The sequence below is a fragment of the Gordonia terrae genome (assembly GCF_001698225.1).
In the GTDB taxonomy this organism is placed as follows: domain Bacteria; phylum Actinomycetota; class Actinomycetes; order Mycobacteriales; family Mycobacteriaceae; genus Gordonia; species Gordonia terrae.
Window position 1 is genome coordinate 394765 of sequence record NZ_CP016594.1, and the last position, 23785, is coordinate 418549.

The window sequence follows — 23785 nt, forward strand, 5'->3', positions numbered from 1 at the left end:
TCTGGTCGACGGGGTCGTCACGCCCGCTGCGGCACTTCGGGCGGGATCGCCGCGAGCAGCTTGCGGGTGTAGTCGGTCGCCGGGTCGTGCAGGATCTCCGACGCCGGTCCGCTCTCGACGACCTTCCCCTCCTGCATCACCGCGACGGTGTCGCTGATCTGCTCGACGACGGCCAGGTCGTGCGCGATGAACAGGTACGTGAGGTTCTTCTCGCGCTGCAGCTCGGCGAGCAGGTCCAGCACGCTGGCCTGCACGGAGACATCGAGCGACGCGGTCGACTCGTCGAGGATCAGGATCTCGGGGTCCGAGGCCAGCGCACGCGCGATGCTCACCCGCTGCCGCTGTCCGCCGGACATCTCGTGCGGATAGCGGTCGAGGAACGACGCGTCCAGGCTGACGTCGGCGAGCAGCTGCTCGGCGCGTTGCCGCATCCCGTTGCGGCTGTCGGCCAGGCCGTGCGTCCGCAACGGTTCGGCGATCGACGCGGCCACGGTCATGCGGGGGTCGAGTGATGCAGCCGGGTCTTGGAAGACCATCGCGACCCGACGCCGGAGCAGGGCCTCGTCGGAGCCACCGACTCCGACGGCCTCCACCTGTCGGCCGTCGACGGTGACCGCGACGCTGCCCCGGACCGTCGTCCCCTGACCGGAGGTGATGAGTCCGGTGATGACACCCGCGATGGTCGACTTGCCCGAACCCGACTCACCGACGATGCCCAGGGTGCGACCGCGGGCGACGTCGAGATCGACACCGTCGACGGCGTGCACCACCTGCCGTCCCGACGGACCGCGGACCACGTAGTCGACGCCCAGCCCCGTGACACGTAACAGGGGGTCGGCATCGATCCGCTTCTCGAGGGCCGGGGCGTCGCCGCGCTCCACGACCTTGCTCAGCAGCGGACGCGAATCGAGCAGCGTGCGAGTGTAATCGTCCTGCGGGTCGTCGAACAGCGTTGCGACGTCGCTGCTCTCGACGATCCGCCCCTCGCGCATGACCATCACGCGGTCCGCGATCCGACCGATGACGCCGAGGTCGTGGCTGATCCACAGGACCGCCATTCCGCGTTCGCGCTGGAGTTCGGCGACGAGGTCGACAATCTGCGCCTGCGTGGTGACGTCGAGTGCGGTGGTGGCCTCGTCGGCGATGAGCAGCTCGGGGTCGCAGGCGAGCGCGATGGCGATCATCACGCGCTGCCGCTGGCCGCCGGACAACTGGTGGGGATAGGAACGCAGGCGGTTCTCGGGATCGGGGAGGTTCACGTCGCGCAGCAGCTTCAGCGCGCGCTCCCGCGCCTCGGCACGCGTGAGGCCGAGATGGCGGCGCGGGCCCTCGGTGAGCTGCTGCTCGACGGTGAGCAGGGGATTGAGACTCGACGACGGGTCCTGGAAGACGAATCCGACGCGCGAACCGTGCAGTGCCCGAAGTTTCGACGGTGTGGCGCCGACGATCTCGGTGTCACCGAGAACCGCCGAGCCGTGGACATAGGCGCTCGGCGCGTCGAACAGTCCGGTCGCCGACAGGACGCTCAGCGACTTGCCCGATCCGCTCTCCCCGACGATGCCGAGCGTCTCACCCGGTGCGACGGAGAAGCTGATGCCGTGCACGATCTCTCGCGGGCCGACACCGACGACGAGATCCTCGACGCGCAAGACCGAACCGTCGGATTCGTGGCGCTCCGCGGTCGAGGGTCTTGTCACCGTCGGCGACCTGCGCTCGTGCCCCCGGTTGCGCAACAGCGTGCGCTGACGCGGGTCGAGTACGTCGCGGACCCCATCGCCCACGAGGTTGAACGCGAAGACCGTCACCAGGATGGCCAGACCGGGAAAGACGCCCATCCACCACGCGGTGGTGATGAATCCCTGTGCGTCGAAGAGCATCCGGCCCCACGACGGGTCGGGCGGTTGAACACCGAGGCCGAGGAACGACAGTGCCGCCTCCGACAGGATGGCGAATGCCAGCGAGATCGAGGTCTGGACGATGACCGGTCCGGAGATGTTCGGCAGCACATGGCGTGCCAGGATCGCCGGCGTCCGCACGCCCATCGTGCGTGCCGCCTGGACGTACTGGGTCTGCCTCACCCGCAACGTGTCCGCCCGGGCGACGCGGGCGAAGATCGGTATGTACACGACGCCGATCGCGATCATCGCGGAGGTGACGCCTGGCCCCAGGACGGCGACGATGGCCAGCGCCAGCAGCAGGACCGGGAACGAGAACACGACGTCGACGATGCGCATGAGCGCCGTGTCGAGGACACCACCCGCGAAACCCGCGACCATGCCGAGGATCACGCCGACCGTGAGGGAGATGGCGACCGCGATGACCGCCACCCGCATGCTCACCGATGCGGCGAGCACGACCCTCGAGAAGACGTCGCGCCCCAGGTCGTCGGTGCCGAACAGGTGCGACCAGCTCGGCGCCTGCAGCGCGTTCGGGACGTCGATCTCGTTGGCGCCGTAGGGAGCGATGAGTGGACCGAACACTGCACAGACCAGCACGACCGCGATGATGACGAGCCCGATCACCGATGTGCGATTGCGCAACAGCAGGCGCCAGGCCGAGTCGGTCGGCGCGCCGGAGCCCGATGCCCCGGTGGCCGACTCGTCGGCGGTGCCCGGCTCGGGAGGATCGGGTGAGGTGAGGGTCATGACAGTCGGATCCTGGGATCGATGACGGCATAGAGGATGTCGACGACGAGGTTGACGACCAGGAAGATCACCGCGATGAGCAGGATCGCACCTTGCAGCACCGGGTAATCGCGGGCGGCGACGGAGTCGTAGACCAGCAGGCCCAGCCCGGGCCAGGCGAACACGACCTCGACGACGATGACACCGCCCAGCAGGCCGGCGAACTGGATACCGGAGATCGTCAGGACGGGTACGAGCGCGTTGCGGCCGACGTGGTCGAGCATGACCTTTCTGGTGCTCAGACCCTTGGATTCCGCGGTGGTGACGAACTGCGCGTTGACCACGTCGAGCACGGACGAGCGCACGTACCGGGTCATGATCGCCCCCGTGACCACCCCGACCGTGATCGCCGGGAGCACGAGGTGTTCCAACCATCCGAGCGGGTCGTCGGCGAAGGGTTGATACCCGGCGGACGGCAGCCAACCGAGCGCGGTGGAGAACAGCCCGATCAGCAGGATGCCCATCCAGAAGTCGGGCACGGAGATCCCGAACTGACTCACGACGCGAATGACGTTGTCGGCCATACGCCCTTCGCGCAGTGCGGCCCAGAATCCCAGCGGGACGGCGATGAGCAGCGCGACGACGATCGCCGCGGTCGCCAGTGTGATGGTGGCGGGGAGCCTTTCGAACAGCATCGTCGTCACCGGTTCGCTGTTGCGGAAGCTGACTCCGAGATCGCCGGTGAAGGCGTTTCCGACATAGTTGACCAGCTGCGTGGCCAGTGGCTGGTCGAGACCCGACGCGCTGCGCAGCGCTTCATACGATTCCGGCGTGTAGCGGGTGCCCAGGGCGATCCGCACCGGATCGCCCGGGACGATCTGCATCAGGAAGAAGACCGCGACGATCACGCCGAGAAGCACTGCGACCGTGTAGAGAAGCCGCACGAGGATGAAACGCAGCAGCGGTGACTGCAGTGCTGTCATCTCAGCTCCTCTCCAACCGGGCATCGCGGAACCGGATGGCCTTGTCGGGGCGGACGACGTATCCCTGCAGCTGTGTCACGAAGGCCTGTGTCGACGACGGGTTGTAGAGGTAGAGATAGCTGACGTCGTCGGCGATGATGCTCGCGGCGTCGGCATATGTCTGTTTGCGCGTCTCGACGTCGAGTTCGGTACGGCCACGGTCCAACAGCGCGTCGACCTCGGGGTTCGAGTACTTCTGTGAGTTCGAGGTGCCCTCGGAATGGTGTTGGGCGTAGTAGAAATCGTCCGGGTCGATGTTGCCCAGCCAACCGAGTAGCAGAGCGTCGAAGTCGCCTGCCGCCTGACGGTCGAGCCATGCGCCGAAGTCGAGCTGTTCGATCTTGACCGTGATGCCCACGTCCTCCAGGTTCGAGGCGATCACCTGTGCCGCGGTCACCGTCTCGGGATACTCGGTGGTGACCATCAGCCGCATGTCGAGGCCGCGGATCCCAGCCTGGCGCAGAAGCTCTTTCGACTTCGCGACCGCGGCGTCGCGATCGAGGCCCGCGGTGTAGCGGTCATATGGGGCGAACCAGGGACTGGTCGACGGAATGGCGAGCTGATTCGGTGTCGCGGTCCCGTATCCCACGACCTGAGCGATGGACTCGCGATCGAGCGCGTAGGCCACGGCTTGCCGGACCCGGGTGTCCCCGAACGGTTCGGCGTCGAAGTTCATCGTGACGTACCAGTAGTCGTTGGCGACCACGGTGCCCACATCGAGTGTGTCGTCGCGGCGCAGGATGCTCAGCTGCTGAGCGGGAATGGCGTCGGTCCAGTCGATCTCACCGGATCGCAGTGCCGACACCGCGGTGGTGCCCTGCGAGATGAAGCTGAAGTGGACTCCGTCGACGGCGGGTGCGCCACCCCAGTAGTCCGGGTTGGACGCGAGGACGATCGAGGCGCCCGGGGAGCGGGAGACGAACCTGAAAGGGCCTGTCCCCACGGGTGTGGTGGCGATCTCGCCGGATTCGGCGTTGCGCCGGTTGACGATGGCCAGTCCCTTGAACCCGCCGATGCTGGTGAGGAGGTTGGGTGTCGGTGCCTTGACGGTGAATCTGACACGGCGTTCGTCGAGTGCGGTGATCGAGGTGATGGCATCGAGTTTGTATGCGTTGGAGAGTTCTTCGTCGATGATCCGTCGGAAGGAGTACTCGACGTCGGCTGCGGTGAGTGGGTCGCCGTTGTGGAACGTGACCCCGTCGCGCAGGGTGAAGTCCCAGTTCAACCCGTCGGCGTCGACCACCCAGCTCTCGGCCAGGGCAGGCCGCATCTGCAGCTTCTCGTCGGGCTCGACGAGGGTGTCGAAGACGTTCTCGAGAACTTCGAACGTGAAGTAAGAACTCGATTTCTGTGGATCGAGCTGATCGGGCTCACCCGCGATGGCTGCCTTGATCGTGTTGGCGGTGTCCGATGATCCACCACCGCATGCGGCCAGGAGTGACGCGCCGAGGATCGTCGTGCCCGCGACACCGGCGACCCGAAAGAATCCGCGCCTGCTCAGCGACGACGACATCGACCCCGCGGCCGAATCGGTCATCGCTGTCCTCCCGCCCGAGGTGTTCACTCACCGGGGTGTGCGCACTTGTCCGTTCGTGCAGTCTGCCCCAGGGTGTGGGGTGGTGCAACAACGGACGCGGCGGCGCGTCGGGCCGGTGCAGTGCGTCGGGTGCGGTGGGCGGACCCCGATCTCAGCCGTTCATTTTGGCGATCACGTTGTCGGCGTACCAGTTCAGGTGATCGATCTTGGTCTGCAGCGGCTCGGTGTCCTCGCCCATCACGTAGGGGAGCCGGAAGCCGACGATCACGTCGGTGATCCCCTTGTCTTCCAGTCGCTTACAACCATCGACCGTATAGGCGTCCATCGAGATGACGTGGATCTCGAACGGGTCGTTGGTCTTACCCTCCGCCTTGCGGATCTCGGCGATCCGGTCGAGCAGCGTGTCGAGTTCCTCGGGCGGCCCACCGCCGTGCATCCAGCCGTCACCCCGGATGACCGCACGACGCAGTGCGGCGTCGGCATGCCCGCCGACGAGCAGCGGGATGGGCTCGGTGGGTGCGGGTGTCATCTTGATCTTCGGGATGTCGTAGAACTCGCCGTGGAACTCGAAGTACTCGCCGGTGGTCAAGCCCCGGATGATGTCCATGCACTCGTCCATGCGCTTGCCGCGACGCTTGAAGTCCACGCCCATGAAGTCGTAGTCCTCGGGCCACGGGCTGGTGCCCACACCCATCGCGAACCTGTTGTTCGTCAGATAGGCCACCGAGGCGGCCTGCTTGGCGACAAGCGCCGGCGGCCGCACCGGCAGTTTCACCACGAAGGGCGTGAAACGGATGGTCGAGGTGACCGCACCGAGAGCAGCAGCCTGGATGAACGTCTCGATGAACGCCTTGCCGTCGAGGAACTCGCGGTTGCCGTCGGGGGTGTACGGATACTTCGCGTCCGACTCCTCGGGGTAGGCGAGCGAGTCGGGGATGGTGAAACCGGCGTACCCGGCCGACTCCGCAGCCTGCGCGAGCGGCGCGTAATACGACGGATCGGTCATGGCCTCGGCGAACGTGAACCGCATCATGCTCCTCGGGACGGCAAGTGGAACTGCCCTCACAGTAGAACACGTTCTAGTTACGTGGCATGGAGTTCGTGATCGTGGCAGGTGGGAGCGGGTGCTAGCGCCGCCCGGCGAGCGGATTGGCTGCAGTCGCGCCGGGGCCGGCGTGCACGCGGAGGTCGCCGACGGCGATGTGCTCGCCGCACGCCGAGCACGTCGGTTCCACGGTCATCGTCTGCCCGCACGAATGGGTCGACACCACCGGCGCACCGTCTGCCGCGGTCCACTTGTCGCCCCACTGACGCAGCGCGGCCAGCACGGTCCAGAGGTCGCGCCCCTTCTCGGTGAGGCGGTAGTCGTAGCGCACCGGGTTGTCTTGATACGGCTCCTTGGTCAGGACGCCGTGCTCCACGAGGGTGTCCAGTCGCTGTGTCAGGACGTTCCGGGCGATGCCGAGGCGAGACGAGAACTCGTCGAAGCGCGTCACGCCGAACATCGCGTCCCGAACGATGAGCAGCGTCCACCATTCACCGACGACCTCCAATGTCTGGGCGATCGAGCAGTTCATCCCGGCGAACGAGGCGCGGCGCATGAAATCCAGACTAGTGGGTTGCGTGACGCAACTCAACCTGCTTGCATGAGTTGCGTGAAGCAACTCAGCAGGCACAGCCCTGTCGACGACGGATTGTCGGACAGTTTCGGAGCGACCCCGACCGGCGATGGCCGTTGGTCGGCGACCATCGACCCCTCCTGGTGGGGGTGGTCGGGTCCGCACGGCGGTGCGATCGCGGCGTTGGCCGTCCGGGTCGGTGCCGATGCGGCGCCCGACGTATCGGTGCGCGCTCTCGATCTGCGGTTTGTCGGCAAGCCGGACGGCGGGGAGTTGCTCCTGACGCCGTCGGTTCGGGAGGTCGGTCGGTACACCCGGATCGTCGATGTGACGGTCACGCAGGCCGGTGTCGAGGTCGCGACGGCGTCGGTCACCGCGGGACGCGTCGGCGATGCGGAGATCACGGATGTCGTCGATCGGATCTCGGGCGTGCCTGGTCCGGAAGGACTGGCCGCGTTCATGATTCCACCCGACATCGTGCCCATGGGTGCGCATTTGGACCTGCGGCCGGTCGACGGTCCGCTGCCGCTCACCGGCGCGAGCGAGTCGTGGATGCGCGCCTGGATCACCACTCGCACCCCGATGGCCGTCGATGCCGCCTACCTCGCTCTGCTCGCAGACTGTCTGCCGCCCGCGGTGTTCCTGACTCTGACTGCGCCCCTGGCGCTTCCGACGGTCGCCTTCTCCATGCACGTGACCGCCCCGTTGGACGATCCGACCCCCGCGCCGGTTCTCGTCCACACTCGTAACACGTCGACGTCCGGCGGGTGGTCGGTGGACGACACCTCGCTGCGCGACCGCAACGGCCGACTCCTGGCCTCCGCACGCCAGAGTCGTCGCGTTCTCGGATGGCCGACCCGATGACCGCCACGCGTGCCGGAACATCCACCCCGGCCACACGTCACGCGCGTCCGGGCATCGTCCTGCTCATACTGTCCGGAGCCGCGTTCATGGCCAGCCTCGATGTGTTCATCGTCAACGTGGCCTTCGACGACATCGGTGCCGACTTCGCCGACGCGACGCTGTCGCAGATGTCGTGGATCCTCAACGCCTATGCCATTCTGTATGCCGCACTGCTGGTTCCGGCCGGGCGGATCGTCGACCGGTACGGTCGCAAGGGTGGATTCCTACTCGGTCTGGCGATCTTCACCGTCGCGAGTGCCGCATGTGCTGCAGCGCAGGGGGTGTGGTGGCTGGTGGCATTCCGGGCGCTGCAGGCGCTCGGCGCGGCGATCCTGACCCCGGCGAGTCTGGGGTTGGTGGTCTCGACGATCCCGCCAGAGCGCCGCGCCCGGTCGGTCCGCATCTGGGCCGCCACCGGGGCACTCGCCGCTGCGTTCGGACCGGCTGTCGGCGGGTTGCTCGTCGAGGCGTCGTGGCGCTGGGTCTTCCTGGTGAACATCCCGGTGGGTGTGGCAGCCCTCGTCGCCGGGGCTGTTGTGCTGGCCCGTCCCCGGAACGACTCGGTCAGCGGCTTTCCGGATGCACTGGGTGCGACGCTGCTCGTCGTGTCGGTCGGTGCGCTCACGCTCGGCCTGGTCCAGGGAAGTGAGTGGGGCTGGTCGGACTTCCGGATCACCGGGGCATGGGTGATCGCCGTGGTGGCTCTGGTGGGGTTCATCGTCAGTTCGATGCACCACGACGAACCGGTCATCGCGCCGGCTCTGCTCCGGGTCCGGGCGTTCTCCGTCGCCAACGTGACGATGCTCCTGTTCTCGATCCCGTTTGCCGGCGCACTGCTCGCGAATATTCTGTGGCTGCAGCAGGTCTGGGGCTTCTCGCCGATCGCGACGGGGCTCGCGGTGTCGACCGGACCGCTGATGGTCCCGATCTTCGCGGCCGTCTCCCATCGTCTCAGCGCACGCGTGCCGGTCGGTGTGCTCGTCGCAATCGGGTGCGCATTGTTCGGGCTCGGCATCGTGCTCGTCGCCCTGTCGGTCGACGCCACACCCGATTTCGCATCGGAGATCCTGCCGGGGTGGCTGATCGGTGGCGTGGGAGTGGGATTCGCGTTGCCGTCGATCCTGTCGTCGGCGACCGCCGACCTACCCGCTGATCAGGCGGCGACGGGGAGCGCGGTGGTGAACATGAGTCGCCAGATCGGCATGTCCCTCGGCGTCAGCCTGCTGGTCGCGATCATCGGTACGTCGGTCGTGTACACAGACGTGCACCAGTCGTTCGTGACCGCGTGGTGGGTTCTCGCGGGAATCGCTGCGCTGGGGGCGATCTCGGCACTGGGGATGACACCGCGGCACGGTGCTCCCTGATCCGAAAGAAGCGCCCCCTCTGCTCTCTGAGGTGGCCGGACCCATTGCTCCCTGAGGTGCGAGGAGCGCAAGCGACGAGCCTCGAAGGGCTCGGTCACGTGCCTCGCAGGGCCCTTCGAGGCTCGCTTCGCTCGCACCTCAGGGAGCGGGGCGGGCTCGTCTCACTCCAGGGAGTAGAGCAGGATCAAGCCCTCAGGGCCGCGTGAACCGCTCCCGGCGTCCGAGGCCGCGGAGGCGTACCCACTCGGCGAACCCCTTCGGATCGCGTTGCTGCACAAGGAAGAACCATCCGAACCGGGCGTACTCCTGGGGCAGCAGCTTCCGGAGTCCGGGCTGGCTCATCAGATAACCGCGGTTGCGGTACGTGAAGAACCGCTTGGTCTCGTTGTCCGGGTACTGGGTGTGCATGCGACCGCCGAGAATCGGGCGGAACTCTGCCGACCCGTCCGGGTGCAGGTAGCCCGCGCGCAGGCATGTCCCGAACCGCACGCCGGATCGCACCAGACGACGGTGCACCTCGACCTCGTCGCCGCGGAAGAACAGCCTGAGGTCGGGAACACCCACCTGCTCGAGGCAGTAGGCAGAGAACAGCGCACCGTTGAACAGGGACGCGATACCGGGCAGCAGGTCATCGGACTGCGCCTCACCGTCGGCAAAGAGCTCCGATCGCTTCCGCCGCCAGACGAGTCCACGACGCAGCGGGAAGGCGAGGGTGTCGGGGTCGTCGAGGTTGGCGACGACGGGCGACACCTCGTCGAGCTGATGCCGCTCGGCGCAGTCCAGGAGCGTCGAGAGCACGGTCGGTCCGTCGGGGCGCCCGTCGTCGTCGGCGCACCAGACCCAGTCGGCGCCGAGGGCGAGCGCGTGCAGCATGCCGAGGGCGAAGCCGCCGGCGCCGCCGAGGTTGCGCTGCGAACCGAGGTACGTCGTCGGAACCGGCTGTGCGGCAACCAGTGCCGCCACCTCGGGTTCGTCGGCGTTGTCGACGACGATCAAGTGGTCGACGGGCCGGTCCTGTCCGGACACCACGGCAAGTGACTCCGCCAGCAACTCGACGCGACGGTGGGTGACCACCACCGCGATCACCTTCTGGCCGGCACCGGCGTCGGTCACTCCGGCTTCCCCTGCGCGTCGGACTTCTCGAGGTCGGCGATCACTTTCCGGACATGCGCCGCGGCGTCGGGTCCCTCGTACGCGCCGACGACCTCTTCGATGCCGCCTTCCATCCGGACCTGACCGTGGTCGATCCACAGGGCGCGGTCGCAGAGCTGGGCCAGGAACTCGTTGGAATGGCTGGCGAACACCAGGATTCCCGACCGTTCGACGAGCGCCTGGAGCCGACCGCGTGCCTTGCGCATGAAGTCGGCGTCGACCGCACCGATGCCCTCGTCGAGGATGAGGATCTCGGGATCGATGGAGGTCACGACGCCGAGCGCGATACGCACGCGCATACCGGTGGAGTAGGTGCGCAACGGCATCTGCAGGTAGTCACCGAGCTCGGTGAACTCCGCGATGTCGTCGATCTTCTTCAGCATCTCCTTGCGGGTCATGCCCAGGAACATGCCGCGGATGATGATGTTCTCGTAGCCGGAGATCTCCGGGTCCATGCCGACGCCGAGGTCGAAGACGGGTGCGACGCGGCCGTGCACCCGGCACGCGCCGCGGGTGGGTTCGTAGATGCCGGAGAGCAGGCGCAGCAGCGTCGACTTGCCTGCGCCGTTGTGTCCGACCAGGCCGACCCGGTCGCCGTGCTTCAGATGCAGGTTGATGTCCTTGAGCGCCTCGACGACCACCACGTTCGACTCGGTGGAACCGATCACGCCGCCGGCGGCGCCGATGACCGACTTTTTCAGCGAGCGCGTCTTGGCGTCGAAGATGGGGAAGTCGACGCACGCATCCCACGTGTCGACCCGGACCCGATCGTCGACGGGGTTGATGTTCTTGGCCATCTCGATTCCGTCCCTACACCCAGTACGCCACGCGGGCCCGGTAGTTGCGCATCACCAGCATCGCCAGCACCCAGCCGACGGCGGTGCAGCCCAGGACGACGGCCCAGTGATAGAACTCCACCGGCTCACCCAGCAGCGGCCCACGTGCGATCTCCAGGTAATGGAACATCGGGTTCAGCTCGACGAGCTTCAGCCGCGACGACGTCTCGCCCGTCGAATTGCCCAGGCTCTGGGTGGTCCAGATGATCGGCGTCATGAAGAACACCAGCTGCACCACGGTGGTCAGGAGTTGGCCGATGTCGCGGAACCGCGTCGACAAGATACCGAAGACGATGGTCACCCAGATCGAGTTCAGCACGTAGAGCACCAGCGCGGGGACGATCAGCGTCACCGTCCAATTGAGCGGCGGCGGAAAGATCAGGAACAGGATGACGATGATGACGACGTTGTGGGCGAAGATGATCAGCGCTCGCCACACGACCCGGTAGACGTGCACGCTCACCGGGGCCGGGAGCTGCTTGATCAGGCCCTCGTTCTTCGAGAAGACCTCGGCGCCCTCGAGGATCGAGCTCGAGATGAAGTTCCAGAAGATGAAACCGAGTGCGACGTACGGCAGGAACACCTTGATGTCCATGCCGAACAACTCGCCGTAGAGCAGGCCCATCGCGATGGCGGTCACACCGGTTGCGATGACGATCCACAGCGGTCCCAGCACCGAACGGCGGTAACGCTGCTTGATGTCCTGCCAACCGAGATGGAACCACAGCTCGCGGCTTGCGAAACCGTCGCCGAGGTCCTTGACCGCGCGCGCGAAGCTGCGCGAATCGGACCCCTCGGGACGCGCGGGAATCGCGTCGTCGTCTACTACCGCTGACACGAGGAGTCAGCGTACCCGTCGGCCCATGTGCTGCTCCCCGCTGGTTGAGCAGGCGACGAGCGCAGCCGCCGGGGCGAGCAAGCGGCCAAGGAGCGCGTCGAGGTCGAGGAGCCGTGTCGAAGCCACTCGCCCGCACCCACAGCTGTCAGAGGTACTGCCCGGTGCTGTGACCGGGACCGCCGGGCGCGGGCATCCCGGGCGGGAGTGCGCCCTGTCGCATCTGCTCGAGCTGCGCGCGGGCGGCCATCTGCTGGGCGAACAGTGCGGTCTGGATGCCGTGGAACAGGCCCTCGAGCCAACCGACGAGCTGGGCCTGTGCGATACGCAGTTCGGCATCCGACGGGGTGCCCTCGTCGGAGAACGGCAGGGCGAGCCGCTCGAGTTCTTCCCGGAGCTCCGGCGCGAGCCCCTCTTCGAGTTCACGGACCGACGACTGGTGGATCTCACGCAGGCGGTTGCGCGACGCGTCGTCGAGCGGAGCCGCGCGAACCTCTTCGAGCAGCTGCTTGATCATCGTGCCGATCCGCATGACCTTGGCGGGCTGCTCGACCATGTCGGCGACGCTGGTCGATTCCGACGAGTCGTCACCAGCCTGCCCGTCCATCCCCGCGCCGACGACGATCACGTTGTCGGAGTCGCCTGCCGAGCCGAACGGTCCTGGGGTCGGGCCGGGTCCTGGAGTGCCTTCGATAGCCATGGGCTCCATTGTGCCCGGACACCGCGAAACGGCAGATGGCCGACGTCTATCCTCGTGCCCATGCCCTTCGACGTCGCCTATGTGCGTGGATTGATTCCATCACTCGGCGACGGCTGGATTCACCTCGATCCGCAGGCCGGAATGCAGATCCCTGACTCGGTCGCGACCGCGGTGACCACTAGTTTCCGCAATCTCTCGGCTGCCCCGGGAGGGGTGTATCCGTCGGCCCGCGTGAGCGCCGAGGTGGTCGACGGCGCCCGGCGCGCGATCGCCGACCTCGTCGGCGGCGACGCCGCGGGTGTGGTCCTCGGACCGTCGCGCTACGCGCTGTTGTCCGGTCTCGCCGATGCGCTCGCGCCGCACGCGTGGTTGCGCGGCGATGTCGTCGTCACGCGCCAGGACGACGAACCGAACATCGTGCCCTGGCTCCGTGCCGCCGATCGGTACGGCGGCCGCGTCCGCTGGGCCGAAGTCGACGTCGAGACCGGCGGCCTCCCGGCCTGGCAGTTCGGCGACCTCGTCACCCCGGAGACGGAGGTTGTCGCGGTGACGCTCGCGTCGTCGACGACCGGGGCGATCACCGACATCAGCGAGATCGCGCCCCTGGTCCGTGAAGCAGGTGCGCTGCTTGTTGTGGACGCCACGAACGCCGCGCCGTACCTCAGCCTGGACATCCACGATCTGGGTGCCGACGTGCTCGTCGTGTCGGCCGAGCGCTGGGGTGGTCCGCGGATGGCGGCCATGGCCTTTCGCGAGCCCCACCTGATCGACCGCTTGAAGCTGATGGCCATGGATCCGGCCGCGCGCGGGCCCGCCCGGCTGGAACCCGAACCGCACCAGGGCGCGATGCTCGCGGGGCTCGTCGCATCGGTGGAACATCTGGCCGGACTCGACGAGGCCGGCATCGGCAAGCGGCGGCGCCGCCTCGTCACCTCGATGGACGGTGTCTACGAATATCTCCAGCGCCTCACCTACTACCTGGTGACGACACTGTCCCAGCTCAACCACGTGAACCTCGTGGGCACCGAGGACAACCGGATACCGCTGGCGAGCTTCACCGTCGAGTCCGTGGGTGCGGACAAGGTGGTCCGACGCCTGGCCGACAACGGTGTCTGCGCACTCGCCGACCTCCCCAATCGCGCGCTCGCGCGCATGGGCGCACCCGATTTCGGCGGGGCCGTGACGGTCGGGCTGGCCCCGTACTCGACGCCATACGAGGTCGACCACCTGGTGCGCACGCTCGGTTCACTCGCCTGACAGCGCGCCGGTAACGTGCCGGTATTCACTATGGTGTTGTTTGAGTTAACGACAATGTATGTTGTCATGCTGTGTCGGCAAAAACGATTGATGGTCCAGACAAGGGCCCACCCCGGTCGCTCACCGCTGCCGAGGCGGAGAGTTGGAAGAACCTGGTCGACGGCGGCTGGGCGCTGTTCGCCCGCGTCAACGACGAGTTCACCAAACGGAGCCTGTCCGTATCCGACCTGCGCATCCTCGAAGCGGTCTGCACCAGCCGGCAGTTGGGCGTGAGCGAGGTCGCCGATGCGGTGCACATGCGCGTCAGCACGGTGTCGCGCATGATCGCCCGCCTCAGCAACGACGGCGACATCGAGCGCCTCGAGTCCAAGGTCGACGGGCGGCATCGGCTCGTGCGTCTCACCGATCAGGGACGACGCACCCTCGCCGACCACGTCAACGTCCGCGATCGGGTGATCCGGCAGTTCGTCGTCGACGCGATGAGCCCGGACGAGTTCGCCGCGCTCGGTGCCGCGTTCCGCAAGATCCGCGCGGCGGTCGACGCCGCGGAACCTCCTACGGCCGGTTGAGCATTACTGGTCACTCCTCGACGCTCAGCAGCACCTTTCCGACGACGTCTCCGCTGTTGAGGTGATCATGCGCGGCAGCGGCGTCGGCGAGCGGGAACACGCGGTCGACGACGGGAACGACCTCCCCGGCTTCGATGAGCGGCCAGGTGCGGGTCAGCGTCGACGCGACGACCTCGGCCTTGCCGCCGGGTCCGTGCACGGGCCGGGCGCGCAGCGTCGTGCCCATCACGGACAAACGCTTCGCCAGCAGATGCCCGAGGTTGATCTCGGTGGTGGTGCCGCCCTGCATGCCGATGATGACGAGGCGCCCGTCGGTACGTAGCGCCTTCAGGTTCGACTTCAGGTATTTCGCGCCGATGATGTCGAGGATGACGTCGGCGCCGCCGGCGTCCTTGAGGACCTCGGCGAAGTCCTGGCTCGAGTAGTCGATGAGGATCTCGGCTCCGAACTCGCGGCAGCGTTCGAGCTTGTCCGGGGTGCGAGCGGTCACCGCGACCCGCGCGCCCATCGCATGGGCGATCTGGGTGGCATGCGTGCCGATACCGCTGGACCCGCCGTGGACCAGCAGGAGCTCGCCGGTGGTCAGGTGAGCGGTGTCGAAGATGTTCGACGACACCGTGCAGGCGACCTCGGGCAGCGCCGCCGCGGACACCAGATCGATGCCCTTCGGGACCGCGAGCAGCTGCTCGACCGGCACGGCGACCTTCTCGGCATAACCGCCGCCGGCGAGTAGTGCGCACACCTCGTCGCCCTCGGACCAGCCGGAGACGCCATCGCCGAGAGCCGATATCCGCCCGGAGACCTCCAGGCCGAGGATGTCCGACGCTCCGGGCGGCGGGGGATAGTTGCCCGCACGCTGCAGGATGTCGGCGCGGTTCACGCCGGCCGTGACCACGTCGATCACGACCTCACCGGCCTCGGGGGTCGGGTCGGGCACATCGGAGAGGGACAGGTTCTCGGATTCGACGACGATGGCTTTCACCTCTTCGATGGTGTCACAGCGCACCGGAGTGCCAGGCGAGGTCCGTTCCGGCGTCGCTGTGTAACCTTGCTCGTCAGGGAAGCGTGGCAGAGCGGCCGAATGCACTCGCCTTGAAAGCGAGCGTGGGTAAAACCACCGGGGGTTCAAATCCCTCCGCTTCCGCCAGGGGCCCCACCTGCGTGCGCAGGTGGGGCGTTTTCGTCATCCAGGTGTGGTGACCGCCGTCGTCAGCTCAGCCGATGACGTGCGATGTGCGAGTCGCCGCCGCACCTCATCGCGAATTAGCAGTGCGAGACGCTCAGCACGGGGCTGTCGACGCATCAGCGGTGAAGGGTGCTGCGGCCGAGATCACGCCGAACGGTCGCAGAGGATCGGGTCTGACCGTCCGTGGGTCCAAGCGTCTCGGCCTCCTGTACGAGATGGGGGTGCGACGCGCGGAAGATACTTCTAAAAAAGGAAATGCCTGGTCAGAGGTGCTTGAGCCAAACTTGGCGGGTTAGTCCCTAAAAAGAGTCAGTTGTCCCCTTGGCCCACGCGGGTACGTACTGCATGTGCTTCCGGCCGGCATCCGGGTCGTGGGGTGCGATCCACCCCGCTTCGAGGGCTTCTCGAATGTATGAGCTCGCGGTCGACGACTCCTTATCTGAAAGCCCAAACCGCTCGCGTACCGTGCTGTTTGTAATGCGTTCACCGCTGACGAATTTTAAGACGGCGTGGAGATACAGGGCCCTTATCCGTTCTTCCTTGCTCATCTCGTTTGGGGCTAAGTGCTGAAAAAGAGTTACTGCGGTGTGATTTTCGCTAACTCGCACTAGAGGTGCGGGAAGCTGGTACATCTCTATCTCGGCCGCAATACGGTCCCACCCGCTGCCACGCTCCTCGCAGATATGGCAACGCCTCATCATGTAAGCAAGTTTCTCATTTCGCGAACGTGGCGGGGCGTCCACGAACCGCGCGGGATCCACGAGCGGGGTGCCTGGATTGGTAAACTCAATTCGATTGTCGTACAACTCGATTAAAGGTCCGCTACCGGATATCGAGAAGTCTTGGTGAATCAGAGCGTTCGCCACGATCTCGCGTACAGCACTGGGCGGAAACATGCTGACCTCAGTGCGAAGTGCCCGACCGATTATCTCATTAGACGGCAATAAGTTGTCAATGTAGTCGACTAGACCAGTAAATCCACAAGCGTAACCGCGTCCACCGAGCTGCTCTTTCTCCGCGGTCAGCTTGTTCTTCCCTTTGTACTTAATGACACGGGGCGCTTTTCGCTCCAGCGCAGGAAAGTCTGTTAGACGTTCCGCGAACATAAGGGCACCGAGATTGGTTATCGCGTACCGTCCAGACGGCTCCAAAACAACGATCTGGTCAGCAACGAGCGCCTGAAGAATAAGTTCGGGTGTCGTCGGGACCGCCCTCTGTTGGAGCGTGAAGTAGACGCCATACTCTAACTGTTCGAGGACCTCATCTACCTCCAGCCCCGTCACGGCGAGTCGGTGTTCGAACGGGACGTCGTCAAGGTTCCGGTACAGCTGCTTCGCCTGAACAGGGTGATCATTCAGCTTCTTCTTATGGCTGCCGATGCGGATGTACGCGGTGCCGTTGAACAGCACCGGTGCGTGACTGGCTGCCGCAATCTCGAGGACGCCGACGTCCTTGCCAGCGATCTTGCCGAAGTGAAGCGTCAATCCCGGGTCCGGGCGCAACTTCGACAACAGCCAGAGGTGAAGGGATTGGTTGCCCTTCTTAGCGGTCCTCAGGTTGAAGGATGTGCCGACGAGTGAGTGAGTTCCGTCTTGAACGCCCCAAACTATGTACCCGCGGGACTCGCCATGCAGAGCCGCTGAGTTGGATAGAGCCGAGACGTAAGCCCCGATCTCCTCCGGGTCGGCCATATTCTCTTTGAACTCGAGCCACTCGCTCTCGGCTGGTTGCTCTCGCAGCGTCGTGACGAGTGCCTCAAACTCAGTACTTGGCGGGTCGGGTGGTGGCGGCGAGGGGGGAGTCACAAGTTGTGACGTTAGTTCAATCAGCTCAAAGAGGTGTGCGCCTCGGGGCTTCCTCCGGCCGCATGTAGCGGATGTCTAGTGGCACCACGGTGTTAGCGGCTACCTCGAGCTCAAGTTCTGCCGGTCGCTCACGTTTAGTTATGCGCGCATATTCGGTGTCGAACGTCATCGTAGTGGGCGTGAGGAACCCGCCAATCGCGCCCTATGACGATCGACCTGGCCGTTCGGGCTCTCTGTGTCACCGTGGACGAGGACCTGACCTCGCTCGCGATCGCATCTCATGACAAGCGCAGCGTCGAGCGGACTGCCGGCCTGTTCGGCTACGACCCGGGTGAGGAGTTGGAGGTAGTTGCGGTCGTCATTGGTCAGCGAGGGATTGATGGCACTTATGCAAACATGGTGCAGCCCATGTAGGACCTGATGGGCCCGCATGCTGCCCGCATTTGTCCTCTTCCGGGTCCCGAGCGGGTGGGAGCCTCTTCTGAGATCGCCTAGCTTCGTCGGCGGGGCCGAGACGTGGAAGGTAGAGCCATGGTCACCGGTGATTTCACCGTTGCATCGTTCAACGTCAACGGGATTCGGGCTGCGCGTCGTCGTGGCTTCGACGCCTGGCTCGCCGGACGGCAGCCCGATGTGGTCGGACTGCAGGAGTTGCGGTGCGGCATCGACGACGTCGGCGACTTCGACGGCTATCACGCTGCGATCGAGGTCGGCTCCATCGCGGGACGGAACGGCGTCGCGGTGCTCACCCGAGACGAACCGGCCGCGGTGCGCACGTGGGTGAGCCATCCGCCCAAGGCTCGAGGACTGCCCTCCTTCGCCCACGAGGGTCGCTACGTCGAGGTCGACCTCGCCGATCGGCCGCTGACCGTTGCCAACATCTACCTGCCCAAGGGTGGGCTACCCGCCGAGTTGCAGCGTCCCGGTTCGTCGCGCGAGACGCTCGACGGTGGCGCCAAACACGCGCGCAAGCAACGCTTCCTGGCCGGGTTCACGCGTGAGTTGGCGCGCAACCGGCTCGCCGCACGCCGCGCCGGTCGGGAGTTCCTCCTCCTCGGTGACCTCAATGTGGCGCACCTCGAACACGACGTCACCAACTGGCGCGCGGCCCGCAAGATGGAGGGCTTCCTGCCCGAAGAACGGGCGTGGTTCGGCGAGATCACCGGGCCGCGCCGGCTCGTCGACGTCGTCCGCGCACTGCACGGCGACCGCCCCGGACCGCTCACCTGGTGGAGCTGGGCGGGCGAGTCGTTCGTCAAAGACGTCGGATGGCGCATCGATCACCAACTCGCGTCGCCCACACTGGCCCGGCGGGCGCGCGCGGTGGTCGTCGACAAGGAGGCATCGCCGGACGCTCGGCTGTCCGATCACGCCCCGCTGGTCGTCGAGTACGCCGAGCTCTGAGTCCGGGCGCTCGGCGCCATCCGGATCACGCAAGCCGTTTGTGGCCCAGTGGCTTCGACTCGGCGCCTCGACCTCGACGCGCTCCTTCGCCGCTTGCTCGGCCCGGCGGCTGCGCTCGGTGCCGGCTCAACCAGCGGTGGGTGCGGTGCCGGCTCAACCCAGCGGTGGGGTGACGGGGCGCCTTCTCACGCGACCGTCAGCACTGCTCGGAGGTACTCCCACTCCATCCGTCCGTCGGTGAGGTAGCGGTCGGCGTGGGCGGCGATGGCGGCGTCGAGTTCGGCGACCCGCGCGGGGTCGTCGCCGATGTTGCGGTACGCCACGATCGTCGGTCCGTAGTGGGCCTTGAAGAACTCGCGGAACGCCGCGCCGTCGTCGAACTCGCTGATCTCCACGGTCTCGGTGACGAACTCATGGTCGGTGACACCGAAACCGAACAGCGACCGCACGTGGTCGGCGTCGCCCCAGAGCGGACCCGGCTGCGCACCGGGCGGCGGTGGCGGGGCGTACGGCTTCATGACCGCGAACAGTTCGCCGATGAAACCTGTTGGCGTCCAGTTGATCAGCCCGATCCGTCCGCCGGGTCGTACGATGCGGACGAGCTCGTCGGCACACTTCTGATGGTTCGGCGCGAACATGACCCCGACACACGACGTCGCGATGTCGAACTCGTTGTCATCGAACGGGAGATCCTCGGCGTCGGCGGTACGCCAGGTGATCGGCAGGTCGCGGTGCCGGGCTTCGCCCACGGACAGGAGCTCGGGTGTGAGGTCGCTGGCGACGACGTGCCCGCCGGCCTCGGCCGCCGGTACGGCCACATTCCCGGCGCCGGCGGCGACGTCGAGGACCTTGTCCCCGGCGGTGACGTGCATTGCGTCGACGAGGCGTCGACCCAGCGGTGCGATGAGGTCGGCGACGGCCGGATAGTCGCCGGAGGCCCAGAGCTTGCGGTGGCGAGCCTTGATCTCGGCGTCGAACGGGGCGCGTTGCGAAGTGGTCATGATGAAAGGTCCCTCGAGTCGTCGGATGGCTGTTGTCCGTGACCGGACACAACGAGCATCCGACGAAGCCCGGCCCGGGCTCTAGACCAAGATCTGTACCGGTGGCAGTTCAGTTTCTGTACTGGTCATCAGTCGACGACGGGTGTGTACTGGGTCGAGGAGGTTTCGACACGGCGCCTCGCTTCGCTCGGGGCCGGCTCAACCAGCAGCGGGGAGGCTGCGATGACATCGTATGGACAGTTCTGTCCGGTGGCCAAGGCGATGGAGTTGCTCGACGAGCGGTGGACAATTCTCATCGTTCGCGAACTCCTCCTGGGCAGTAGACATTTCAACGAGCTACGACGCGGCGTGCCGAAGATGTCGCCGGCACTGCTCACCAAACGGCTGCGAAGTCTCGAGCGCGCGGGGGTGATCAACCGCTCGGAGGTCGGCGGACGTTCGGTGTACACGCTGACGGCCATGGGCGAGGAGCTCACGACGGTCGTGGAGGCGTTGAGCGCGTGGGGTATCCGCTGGATCGGCGAACTCGGCGACGCCGACCTCGACCCCCATCTGCTCATGTGGGACATGCACCGCACCGTCCCCATCGACCGATGGCCGCGCCGACGCACCATGGTGCAGTTCGTCTTTCGAGACGTCATCGGCAAGGCGAGTATTTGGTGGCTGGTCGTCGCCGGCGGTGAGGCGCAGGTGTGCGACTTCGACCCCGGCTACGAACTCGACGCCACCGTGGTGACCGATTTGCGTACTCTCACCGAGATCTGGCGTGGCGATATCGACTGGCGTCTCGCGCTCACGAGCGATCGGGTCGAGATCCACGGTCCCGCGGAGGTGGCTCGGGACGTGCCGTCGTGGATCGGTCAGAGCCTCACCTCGGCGATTCCGCGACCGGCCTGAGCGTGGCTGAGCCGGTTCAGGCGATGTCGCGACGGAACGTCGTGTACCGACCGATGACCGCGAACGCGGCGATGTAGGCGAGCATCACGAGCGCGCCGGCCCACTGCGGGAGCAGGTCGTCGCTCCCGCCGCCCATCGTCGCGAAGAAGCTCGATCCGACAAGGGCGTCGGCGGCCGACCCGGGCAGGAACTTCGACACCGAGGACGTGACGTCGAACGTCGCGAGTGCGATGCGCGCGATGGGTTCGACGAGCTGGGTGAAGGCCAGCAAGATCACGATCGCAGCGACCTGGTTGGACACCACCGCGCCGAACGCCACGCCCATCGCCGTCCACAGCACCATCACCAGCATCGAGAGACCGATCACCTCGAGGGTGGAGCTGTCACCGAGGAACGCGCCGTCCCCGACGGTGGCGAGGATCGGTGCCGCCGTCGCGACGACCGCCAGCGTGCCCAGGACGCCGTAGAGCAGGCCCATCGGGATACCTGCGATCAGCTTCGCCACCAACAGGACTCCGCGTCGGGGCTCGACGAGCAGACTCGCGGTGATGGTCTTGTGCCGGAACTCCCCGGTGACAGCGAGGCTGCCGATCACGAGGGCGAACACATACCCGATCGGGCTGGTGAGCGCGTAGATCGAGCGGGCCAGGTCGGCGCCGACGAGGGTCGTCGGTTGCTGCATCGCATTCTCGGTGGTCATCGAGAAGGCCAGCGCCGCACCGATGAAGCCGAGGTATACGACCATCGCGACGAGCAGTACCCACCACATCCTGGTGGAGGTGAACTTGCGGTACTCGGCGATCAGCGCGGCCCTCATCGGACAGCCTCCGGCGACGTCGGGCCAGCGGCCGGGGGACCGGGTGGACCGCTCGGGAAATGACTCGTCGGTGCGTCCGACGACCTCGTGAGGTTCAGGAAGACCGCCTCGAGGTCGGCGCCGACGTCGGCGAGCTGGTGGAGTTCGATGCCCGCGGCGAAGGCCGCCGTACCGACCGTGGCAGCGCTCACGCCGGGAATCCGGAAACCGTCGTGGGTGTCCTCGACCTGCCAGCCGCGCTCACCCGCGAGCGCGACGAACGACGCCCGCGACGGGGTCCGCACGACGACCGCGTGCTCGGCCAGCGCCTCGAAGTCGGCGAGCGTCGACGCCCGGACCAGCTTGCCGTTGCCGATCACCACGACGTCGTCGACGGTGCTCCGCACCTCGGCGAGCACGTGGCTGGAGACGAGAACCGTCCGTCCCTCGTGGGCCAGTGAACGGAGCAGTCCGCGCAGCCACACGATCCCCTGCGGATCGAGTCCGTTCGCCGGCTCGTCGAGCAGGATGATCTGCGGGTCGCCGAGCAACGCGGTGGCCAGGCCGAGGCGCTGCCGCATGCCCATCGAGTAACCGCCGACGCGGCGGTCCGCGGCCTGGGCGAGTCCGACGAAGTCGAGCACTTCCCGGCATCGTGACGTGGGGACGCCAACCTGTGGAGCGAGCGCTTTGAGGTGCCCGAGTCCGGTGCGCCCGGGGTGGAAGCTCGACGCCTCCAGTGCCGCGCCGACGTGCTGGGCGGGTTGCGGGATCTGCCGGAACGGACGGTCGCCGATCAGCGCCCGGCCGGTGGTCGGTTCGACCAGGCCCAGGAGCATCCGCAGGGTCGTGGTCTTGCCCGAACCGTTCGGTCCGAGAAACCCGGTGACGCGACCGGGCGCAACGGTGAACGAGAGGTCGTCGACCGCGGTCAGGCTGCCGAACCGCTTGGTGAGACCGTCGATCGTGATCGCGGGTGACTCCATCGGTGCCTTCCGTTGGTGGGTTGGCCACTTACGCTATCAAACGCGCTCGTAATCAACCGGATTCGCGAGAATTCACCGGAAAGAGCCGGGAGTTGGTGCGCAATCTGTTGCGGCGCAGTCCAATCGGAGTTCAGCTCACAGCCAGTCGCGTTTACGGAACGAGAGGTAGAGGCCGACGACCACCACGACGATGAGCGTCGTGCTGGTGATGAAGCCGAGTAGTCGCTCGAAACCGGGGAACGGCACATTCTGTCCGTAGAAGCCGGTGATGGCGGTCGGCACGGCGATGATCGCGGCCCACGCGGTCAGCTTCTTCATGACCGTGTTGAGGCGCGCGTCGGCGAGGGTCAGGTTGGTCTCGAAAACGGTGGTGATCATGTCGCGCAACGACTCCGTCCACTCCGATGCGCGCAGCGCGTGGTCGTAGAGATCGGAGAAATGCGGATCGAGTTCGGGCGGCGCGTGGTTGTCGAACCGTCGTCGCTGGATGCCGGCGATCACCTCGCGCATCGGCAGGACCACCCGCCGTAGGACGACGAGGTCCTTGCGCAGGTCGTAGGTTCTGCGTTGCAGCTCGCGCCCCGGGATGCGCTCGTCGAAGAGCAACGCCTCGAGATCTTCGATCTCGTCGTCGAGGCGCTGCACGGCGTCGAAATGTCCGTCGACGACGACGTCGAGCAAGCCGTGCACGAGCGCGCCGATCCCGTATTGCATGGCCCCGCTGTCCGACCACCGCCGCATGACCTCGTCGATGTCGAGCGCCGGGGTCGGTCGCACGGTGATCAGTGCGTTGCGTTTGACGAAGACGGAAATGCGGTGCAGGTCGAACATTCGCGCCCGTCCGTTCGCAGAGGCGCGGAAATCGGTCGCCGCGGAGCCGTCATCGTCATCGTCCCGGTCCTCGGACTGTGCGTCTCCGTTGTGCAGCGACACCGCGTAGACCATCACGAAGGTGTGCCCGGTGTACGTGACGGTCTTGACCCGCTCGGCCGCCGCGACGGTGTCCTCGATCGCGAACGGGTCGAGTTCGAGTTCGTCGGCGAGCCGGGACAGCGTCTCGTGGGTGGGACATTCCAGATCCGCCCAGATCAGTTTCTCGGGATCCTCCAGGCAGTGGGAGATCTCGCCGAGGTCGAAGCCGTCCACCGGATCACCGTTCCGCCAGATCTGACCGCGGATGCGTTCGACGCCGCGAGGTTCCGACACATCCGAGGGCACTGTCATGTGGCCATCGTGACACCGTCGGACGTTTTCCGACGGTTCGACAGGCAGTGGCGACGTCGGTCACGCCG

22 protein-coding genes and 1 tRNA gene are annotated in these 23785 nt (G+C 66.4%); 8 read left to right on the forward strand and 15 right to left on the reverse strand.

The features are described 5' to 3' along the window. Positions 1 to 17: 17 nt before the first annotated feature. The 5 genes from BCM27_RS01785 to BCM27_RS01805 form a co-directional block, all read right to left on the reverse strand. On the reverse strand, positions 18 to 2645 hold the full coding sequence (locus BCM27_RS01785; RefSeq protein WP_004021821.1) for an ABC transporter ATP-binding protein/permease: 2628 nt from the start codon (positions 2643 to 2645) through the stop codon (positions 18 to 20). Continuing rightward, a complete protein-coding gene (locus tag BCM27_RS01790; protein ID WP_004021820.1) occupies positions 2642 to 3607 on the reverse strand; it encodes an ABC transporter permease in 966 nt (321 codons plus the stop codon). The genes BCM27_RS01785 and BCM27_RS01790 overlap by 4 nt, the downstream gene beginning before the upstream one ends. 1 nt (position 3608) lies before the next feature. After that, positions 3609 to 5183, reverse strand: a complete 1575-nt coding sequence (locus tag BCM27_RS01795) for an ABC transporter substrate-binding protein (RefSeq protein ID WP_004021819.1) — start codon at positions 5181 to 5183, stop codon at positions 3609 to 3611. A gap of 151 nt (positions 5184 to 5334) precedes the next feature. Next, positions 5335 to 6213 (reverse strand): TIGR03619 family F420-dependent LLM class oxidoreductase, encoded by an 879-nt coding sequence (locus BCM27_RS01800; protein ID WP_004021818.1) that lies wholly within the window; start codon positions 6211 to 6213, stop codon positions 5335 to 5337. A 97-nt stretch (positions 6214 to 6310) separates the two neighbouring features. Next, positions 6311 to 6784 carry a winged helix-turn-helix transcriptional regulator gene (locus BCM27_RS01805; RefSeq protein ID WP_004021817.1) on the reverse strand — a complete coding sequence of 158 codons (474 nt, stop codon included), beginning with the start codon at positions 6782 to 6784 and terminating at the stop codon, positions 6311 to 6313. A 54-nt stretch (positions 6785 to 6838) separates the two neighbouring features. On the opposite strand from BCM27_RS01805, the gene BCM27_RS01810 reads away from it, so the two are divergent. Both BCM27_RS01810 and BCM27_RS01815 read left to right on the forward strand, forming a co-directional pair. Beyond that, positions 6839 to 7666 carry an acyl-CoA thioesterase gene (locus BCM27_RS01810; protein WP_004021816.1) on the forward strand — a complete coding sequence of 276 codons (828 nt, stop codon included), beginning with the start codon at positions 6839 to 6841 and terminating at the stop codon, positions 7664 to 7666. Then, on the forward strand, positions 7651 to 9069 hold the full coding sequence (locus BCM27_RS01815; RefSeq protein WP_004021815.1) for an MFS transporter: 1419 nt from the start codon (positions 7651 to 7653) through the stop codon (positions 9067 to 9069). The genes BCM27_RS01810 and BCM27_RS01815 overlap by 16 nt, the downstream gene beginning before the upstream one ends. A gap of 192 nt (positions 9070 to 9261) precedes the next feature. Here the strand turns inward: BCM27_RS01815 and glfT1 are convergent, their stop codons facing one another. The 4 genes from glfT1 to BCM27_RS01835 form a co-directional block, all read right to left on the reverse strand. Further along, entirely contained in the window at positions 9262 to 10182 is a 921-nt protein-coding gene (glfT1, locus tag BCM27_RS01820) for a galactofuranosyltransferase GlfT1 (protein WP_004021814.1), read from the reverse strand. Continuing rightward, positions 10179 to 11018: a galactan export ABC transporter ATP-binding subunit Wzt/RfbE gene (wzt, locus tag BCM27_RS01825; RefSeq protein ID WP_004021813.1), complete on the reverse strand. Its 840-nt coding sequence runs from the start codon at positions 11016 to 11018 to the stop codon at positions 10179 to 10181. The genes glfT1 and wzt overlap by 4 nt, the downstream gene beginning before the upstream one ends. A gap of 13 nt (positions 11019 to 11031) precedes the next feature. Next, positions 11032 to 11895, reverse strand: coding sequence for a galactan export ABC transporter permease subunit Wzm/RfbD (gene wzm, locus BCM27_RS01830; protein WP_004021812.1), 864 nt, complete (start codon positions 11893 to 11895; stop codon positions 11032 to 11034). A gap of 145 nt (positions 11896 to 12040) precedes the next feature. Next, entirely contained in the window at positions 12041 to 12592 is a 552-nt protein-coding gene (locus tag BCM27_RS01835) for a bacterial proteasome activator family protein (RefSeq protein ID WP_004021811.1), read from the reverse strand. A 60-nt stretch (positions 12593 to 12652) separates the two neighbouring features. On the opposite strand from BCM27_RS01835, the gene BCM27_RS01840 reads away from it, so the two are divergent. Together BCM27_RS01840 and BCM27_RS01845 are read left to right on the forward strand one after the other, a co-directional pair. After that, positions 12653 to 13849 (forward strand): cysteine desulfurase-like protein, encoded by a 1197-nt coding sequence (locus tag BCM27_RS01840; protein WP_004021810.1) that lies wholly within the window; start codon positions 12653 to 12655, stop codon positions 13847 to 13849. A 71-nt stretch (positions 13850 to 13920) separates the two neighbouring features. Next, positions 13921 to 14418, forward strand: coding sequence for a MarR family winged helix-turn-helix transcriptional regulator (locus BCM27_RS01845; RefSeq protein WP_004021809.1), 498 nt, complete (start codon positions 13921 to 13923; stop codon positions 14416 to 14418). Positions 14419 to 14428: 10 nt separating this feature from the next. Here BCM27_RS01845 and BCM27_RS01850 read toward each other — a convergent pair whose 3' ends face one another. After that, positions 14429 to 15400, reverse strand: coding sequence for an NAD(P)H-quinone oxidoreductase (locus tag BCM27_RS01850; RefSeq protein WP_033204569.1), 972 nt, complete (start codon positions 15398 to 15400; stop codon positions 14429 to 14431). 77 nt (positions 15401 to 15477) lie between these two features. On the opposite strand from BCM27_RS01850, the gene BCM27_RS01855 reads away from it, so the two are divergent. Next, a tRNA-Ser gene (locus tag BCM27_RS01855) sits at positions 15478 to 15565 on the forward strand. A 338-nt stretch (positions 15566 to 15903) separates the two neighbouring features. Here the strand turns inward: BCM27_RS01855 and BCM27_RS01860 are convergent. Then, positions 15904 to 17409 (reverse strand): ATP-binding protein, encoded by a 1506-nt coding sequence (locus BCM27_RS01860; protein WP_004021807.1) that lies wholly within the window; start codon positions 17407 to 17409, stop codon positions 15904 to 15906. A 204-nt stretch (positions 17410 to 17613) separates the two neighbouring features. Here BCM27_RS01860 and BCM27_RS01865 point away from each other — a divergent pair, with 204 nt between their 5' ends. Continuing rightward, positions 17614 to 17823 (forward strand): hypothetical protein, encoded by a 210-nt coding sequence (locus tag BCM27_RS01865; protein WP_004021806.1) that lies wholly within the window; start codon positions 17614 to 17616, stop codon positions 17821 to 17823. A 117-nt stretch (positions 17824 to 17940) separates the two neighbouring features. Then, complete coding sequence (locus BCM27_RS01870) at positions 17941 to 18813, forward strand: exodeoxyribonuclease III (protein ID WP_004021805.1); 873 nt, start codon at positions 17941 to 17943, stop codon at positions 18811 to 18813. A 185-nt stretch (positions 18814 to 18998) separates the two neighbouring features. On the opposite strand, the gene BCM27_RS01875 is transcribed toward BCM27_RS01870, so the two are convergent. After that, positions 18999 to 19814, reverse strand: a complete 816-nt coding sequence (locus BCM27_RS01875; RefSeq protein ID WP_004021804.1) for a class I SAM-dependent methyltransferase — start codon at positions 19812 to 19814, stop codon at positions 18999 to 19001. A gap of 222 nt (positions 19815 to 20036) precedes the next feature. On the opposite strand from BCM27_RS01875, the gene BCM27_RS01880 reads away from it, so the two are divergent. Continuing rightward, complete coding sequence (locus BCM27_RS01880) at positions 20037 to 20711, forward strand: winged helix-turn-helix transcriptional regulator (protein WP_033204672.1); 675 nt, start codon at positions 20037 to 20039, stop codon at positions 20709 to 20711. Positions 20712 to 20727: 16 nt separating this feature from the next. On the opposite strand, the gene BCM27_RS01885 is transcribed toward BCM27_RS01880, so the two are convergent. From BCM27_RS01885 to BCM27_RS01895, 3 genes are all read right to left on the reverse strand, one after another. Continuing rightward, entirely contained in the window at positions 20728 to 21528 is an 801-nt protein-coding gene (locus BCM27_RS01885; protein WP_004021802.1) for an ABC transporter permease subunit, read from the reverse strand. Further along, entirely contained in the window at positions 21525 to 22493 is a 969-nt protein-coding gene (locus BCM27_RS01890; protein ID WP_004021801.1) for an ABC transporter ATP-binding protein, read from the reverse strand. Before BCM27_RS01890 ends, BCM27_RS01885 begins: the two co-directional genes overlap by 4 nt. A gap of 135 nt (positions 22494 to 22628) precedes the next feature. Beyond that, on the reverse strand, positions 22629 to 23717 hold the full coding sequence (locus BCM27_RS01895; RefSeq protein WP_004021800.1) for a magnesium transporter CorA family protein: 1089 nt from the start codon (positions 23715 to 23717) through the stop codon (positions 22629 to 22631). Between the last annotated feature and the right edge of the window lie 68 nt (positions 23718 to 23785).

What these genes read in the sequence shown, in the direction of transcription:
- BCM27_RS01840 (WP_004021810.1), top strand. Translation starts at nt 12,653, where the DNA reads ATGCCCTTCGACGTCGCCTATGTGCGTGGATTGATTCCATCACTCGGC.
- BCM27_RS01805 (WP_004021817.1), bottom strand. Translation starts at nt 6,784, where the DNA reads ATGCGCCGCGCCTCGTTCGCCGGGATGAACTGCTCGATCGCCCAGACA.
- BCM27_RS01890 (WP_004021801.1), bottom strand. Translation starts at nt 22,493, where the DNA reads ATGGAGTCACCCGCGATCACGATCGACGGTCTCACCAAGCGGTTCGGC.
- BCM27_RS01835 (WP_004021811.1), bottom strand. Translation starts at nt 12,592, where the DNA reads ATGGCTATCGAAGGCACTCCAGGACCCGGCCCGACCCCAGGACCGTTC.
- BCM27_RS01870 (WP_004021805.1), top strand. Translation starts at nt 17,941, where the DNA reads ATGGTCACCGGTGATTTCACCGTTGCATCGTTCAACGTCAACGGGATT.
- BCM27_RS01875 (WP_004021804.1), bottom strand. Translation starts at nt 19,814, where the DNA reads ATGACCACTTCGCAACGCGCCCCGTTCGACGCCGAGATCAAGGCTCGC.
- BCM27_RS01885 (WP_004021802.1), bottom strand. Translation starts at nt 21,528, where the DNA reads ATGAGGGCCGCGCTGATCGCCGAGTACCGCAAGTTCACCTCCACCAGG.
- wzt (WP_004021813.1), bottom strand. Translation starts at nt 11,018, where the DNA reads ATGGCCAAGAACATCAACCCCGTCGACGATCGGGTCCGGGTCGACACG.
- BCM27_RS01795 (WP_004021819.1), bottom strand. Translation starts at nt 5,183, where the DNA reads ATGACCGATTCGGCCGCGGGGTCGATGTCGTCGTCGCTGAGCAGGCGC.
- BCM27_RS01865 (WP_004021806.1), top strand. Translation starts at nt 17,614, where the DNA reads ATGACGATCGACCTGGCCGTTCGGGCTCTCTGTGTCACCGTGGACGAG.
- BCM27_RS01880 (WP_033204672.1), top strand. Translation starts at nt 20,037, where the DNA reads ATGACATCGTATGGACAGTTCTGTCCGGTGGCCAAGGCGATGGAGTTG.
- BCM27_RS01800 (WP_004021818.1), bottom strand. Translation starts at nt 6,213, where the DNA reads ATGCGGTTCACGTTCGCCGAGGCCATGACCGATCCGTCGTATTACGCG.
- BCM27_RS01895 (WP_004021800.1), bottom strand. Translation starts at nt 23,717, where the DNA reads ATGACAGTGCCCTCGGATGTGTCGGAACCTCGCGGCGTCGAACGCATC.
- BCM27_RS01785 (WP_004021821.1), bottom strand. Translation starts at nt 2,645, where the DNA reads ATGACCCTCACCTCACCCGATCCTCCCGAGCCGGGCACCGCCGACGAG.
- BCM27_RS01815 (WP_004021815.1), top strand. Translation starts at nt 7,651, where the DNA reads ATGGCCGACCCGATGACCGCCACGCGTGCCGGAACATCCACCCCGGCC.
- BCM27_RS01790 (WP_004021820.1), bottom strand. Translation starts at nt 3,607, where the DNA reads ATGACAGCACTGCAGTCACCGCTGCTGCGTTTCATCCTCGTGCGGCTT.